This is a genomic window from Devosia sp., assembly GCF_028290645.1.
Classification (GTDB): domain Bacteria; phylum Pseudomonadota; class Alphaproteobacteria; order Rhizobiales; family Devosiaceae; genus Devosia_A.
The window spans coordinates 1-3,143 of the sequence record NZ_JAQGJL010000110.1 but is presented as its reverse complement, the minus strand read 5'-3'; the positions used below and the strand labels follow the sequence as shown (position 1 = coordinate 3,143).

General features: G+C 65.5%; 4 protein-coding genes and 1 pseudogene. 2 read left to right on the top strand and 3 right to left on the bottom strand.

Annotated elements, in window-relative coordinates:
• Window positions 1-250: pseudogene (locus tag JWQ89_RS06430) on the top strand (hypothetical protein); the annotation flags it as partial.
• Here the strand turns inward: JWQ89_RS06430 and JWQ89_RS06425 are convergent.
• From JWQ89_RS06425 to JWQ89_RS06415, 3 genes are all read right to left on the bottom strand, one after another.
• Entirely contained in the window at window positions 251-394 is a 144-nt protein-coding gene (locus tag JWQ89_RS06425) for a hypothetical protein (protein WP_299639416.1), read from the bottom strand. It lies immediately after the preceding pseudogene.
• Complete coding sequence (locus JWQ89_RS06420; RefSeq protein WP_366143972.1) at window positions 384-563, bottom strand: type II toxin-antitoxin system ParD family antitoxin; 180 nt, start codon at window positions 561-563, stop codon at window positions 384-386. The genes JWQ89_RS06425 and JWQ89_RS06420 overlap by 11 nt, the downstream gene beginning before the upstream one ends.
• A 137-nt stretch (window positions 564-700) precedes the next feature.
• Entirely contained in the window at window positions 701-2,290 is a 1,590-nt protein-coding gene (locus tag JWQ89_RS06415) for an L-aspartate oxidase (protein ID WP_299639415.1), read from the bottom strand.
• A 250-nt stretch (window positions 2,291-2,540) separates the two neighbouring features.
• Between JWQ89_RS06415 and JWQ89_RS06410 the strand changes: the two genes are divergently transcribed.
• Window positions 2,541-3,143: hypothetical protein (locus tag JWQ89_RS06410; RefSeq protein WP_299639414.1), on the top strand; the 603-nt coding region annotated here is incomplete at its 3' end.

Here is a 3,143-nt window from a genome sequence, read left to right as displayed (position 1 = left end):
CGACAAGGGCAAGGAACTCACCGGCAACCCTGCCGGTGGCACCGGCGGCAAGGCCCCGGCACTGACGGCGGCACGCCTGACCGACCGCGACTACGACGTTACTTCGATCGCCAGCGCCATCAGCGACGGCTTCACCCCGGATTTCGACGTACTCGGCAGCGCCATGGGCGAGGTTATCACGGACGGTACCTCGCACTGGACGGAGGAGGACCGGGAGGCGGTGGCGTCGTATCTGCTGGGGGTGGAGTAGTCAGAGCTCGAACAGGTCCGGGCTGAGTTGTCGAGCGGCCGCCAAGACCTGGACGATGTCCAGAATTCGGGCGTCGCGGCGGTAGACCCAGATTTCGAGAACGTCGTCTGCAGCACGCTGCCGCCGCCGAATCTCAAGCGGCATTCTTTTTCGCGGCTAAACGGCGACGCCCCTCGGCCTTGATCTGCTCGGCGTCCCACGGTTCCGAGTCACCGCTATCCAGACCCTCCTGGATCAGCTTCTTCAATTCCTCGGTCCGAACGCTGCGGAGGATCTCGGCGTCCTCCAGCAGGCGCAGGGCGTCCCTCAGCACCTCACTGGCGGTATTCTAGCTGCCGCTCTCCACCAGCTCGCGGACGAATGTCTCGTAGTGTTCCCCAGGGGGGTAGCTGGACGGCATGGCAGGTCTCCTTTAGGGAGCAAACTATCACTTTATGATAGTATCTTGAATCACGCTGCGGCGCGGACCGCCAGCGCTTCGTCCAGTGTCATCTCGGTGCGGTGTTCCCATTCGGCCCCCGGCTCGGGGAAATCGGTACGGAAATGGCCGCCGCGGCTTTCCTCACGCTTGAGGGCGGCGGCGGCGACCAGGGTTGCCGAGACGGTCATGTTGAGGAAAGAGCGGGTGACGCCCTGTGCCGTGGTTTCGAGCTCGGCTACGCGGCGCAGGGCCAGTTTCAGGTCCTTGGCATTGCGTTCGACGCCGACCAGGTCGGTCATCAGCCAGCGCAGTTCCTGCACAGGGTTGAGGTTGCGCAGCCGCTCCTCGACCGCCTCGCCTTCGACCTGGTCCCAGGCGATGCCTGGGAAGGGCGCCAGCGGGCCGCGCACCGGCTCGAGCCCCGAAATGTCCGCGGCGATGCGCGCGCCATAGACGACGGCCTCGAGCAGTGAGTTCGAGGCGAGCCGGTTGGCGCCATGGAGCCCGGTCGATGAGCATTCGCCGGCGGCCCACAGGCCGGGCAGCGAGGTGCGGCCGCCGTCGCCCACCTTCACGCCGCCCATGTGGTAGTGCGCAGCCGGGGTGACCGGGATCGGCTGCGTCACCGGATCGATGCCAAAATCGATGCAGTATTTCGCAACCGTCGGGAACGCGGTGAGGATGCGCGCGCCGATGGCCTGTCGCGTATCGAGGAACACTTTCCGGCCAGCCTTGATTTGGCGATAGTTGGCGCGGGCGACGATGTCGCGCGGAGCGAGTTCGGCATCCTTGTGCACCTCGAGCATGAACCGCACGCCGAGGTCATTGACGAGGATAGCGCCCTCGCCACGCAGTGCCTCAGTTGCAAGCGGAGCGGGATCGGCGCCGGTGGCAATGGCGGTGGGGTGGAACTGCACGAACTCGGGGTCGGCGATCAGCGCCCCGGCGCGTGCCGCCATGCCCATGGCGTGGCCGCGGACGCCGGGCGGATTGGTGGTCACGGCGTAGAGCCCGCCCAGCCCACCGGCGGCCAGCACCGTGGCGCGAGCGCGGATCAGCACGGGCTCGGCGTAGCGGTCGCCGAGCTTGCGTGCATATACGCCGATGATGCGGCCATCGGCGCTGGCGAGGTCGACGACGGTCAGGCCTTCGACGATGCGGATCGATGGGGTCTTGCGCACCTCGGCGATCATCGCCTGCATGATGGCGTAGCCGGCCCGATCCCCCTCGACGCGGACGACGCGGTTGCGTGAATGGGCGGCCTCCTTGCTCAGCACGTAGTGCCCGAGTTCGTCGCGGTCGAACGGGGTGCCCCAGCGGGCCAGGTCCTCGATCCGCGCCGCTGCCTCGGCGGTGACGGCCTCCGCCTCCGCTTCGTCGACGATGCCGGCTCCGGCGATCTCGGTGTCGACGGCATGGGCGTGCGAAGTGTCGCCCTCGGCCACCGCAGCCGCAACACCGCCCTGCGCCCAGGCCGAAGAAGCGCCATAACCCAGCGGCTTGGGCGAAATCACTGTGACCGGCCGTGGCGCAAGCTTCAGCGCGCAGAACAGGCCGGCAAGGCCGGCGCCGACGATGAGGGCACCGTCGGCGTTGAGGACATTGTCAGAAATGGTCATGGATCACGCCCCGTCTCTTCTGCCACCGTCGCGCTCCATCCCCCGTTTTGGGTGATTGATGAAGTGCCGACGCTTCGATTCCGCTTTCGAGCGCACAATTGCTGAAATGACCAAAGACCACGTGCCGAGAGATGTGTCGCCAATTGCTGATTGGACACGACTGCGAGGAATAAGCACCAAACCCAGCCGGACGACTACCTAGACGTTTATCCTAACCTACCGATACAATGCAGTCAGCGCGGGGGCGTTGGTGGCTAAGCTCGCATTGGCAGTGGAGGATGAGTCGCTGCTCGGTTTTGACCGGGCGGCATTTCGGCTCACAGCCCGGGCCGGCCAGTCAGCACATCGGCACTTCGGCAAGGTGGTCATCGTTTATCGCACGGTGCCGAACGAAATGGTGCTGTTCCTCGGTAGTGGCCGGGTTGACGGCCTCGATCACCACGCGCCGGAACAACAGATTTGCAGAATGGTTGATTATCAGGCCTTCGCCGCGCCTCTAGCCAGCATCGCGGAAGCTCGCGTGCCCGGGGTGCGGCGCAGCCTGTCGTTGAGCGACGAACGGTTCGAGGAAATTCTCCGATCTGCTTCGGAGTTCTCCGCGCTGGCACTGGACGAAGCCAATGCAGTCTTTGCGCAAGATCGCGAGGCAGGTCTCGACGCCTATCTCAAGGTGCATGACCGGGTGTTGCAGCGCTGGGGTCATCGCTGCGTATTCACCGGCCTGCAGTTTGCTCCGAGCAGCACGCGCCCGCATCCGCAACTCAGCGTTGTCGCCATCCGTCCTCGCGAACTTGGCGGCCCATTGCATGTCCGCAACTACCTGCCGATGGTGGCCGAGGCCGGGTTCGCGTGG

What these genes read in the sequence shown, in the direction of transcription:
- JWQ89_RS06425 (WP_299639416.1), bottom strand. Translation starts at nt 394, where the DNA reads ATGCCGCTTGAGATTCGGCGGCGGCAGCGTGCTGCAGACGACGTTCTC.
- JWQ89_RS06415 (WP_299639415.1), bottom strand. Translation starts at nt 2,290, where the DNA reads ATGACCATTTCTGACAATGTCCTCAACGCCGACGGTGCCCTCATCGTC.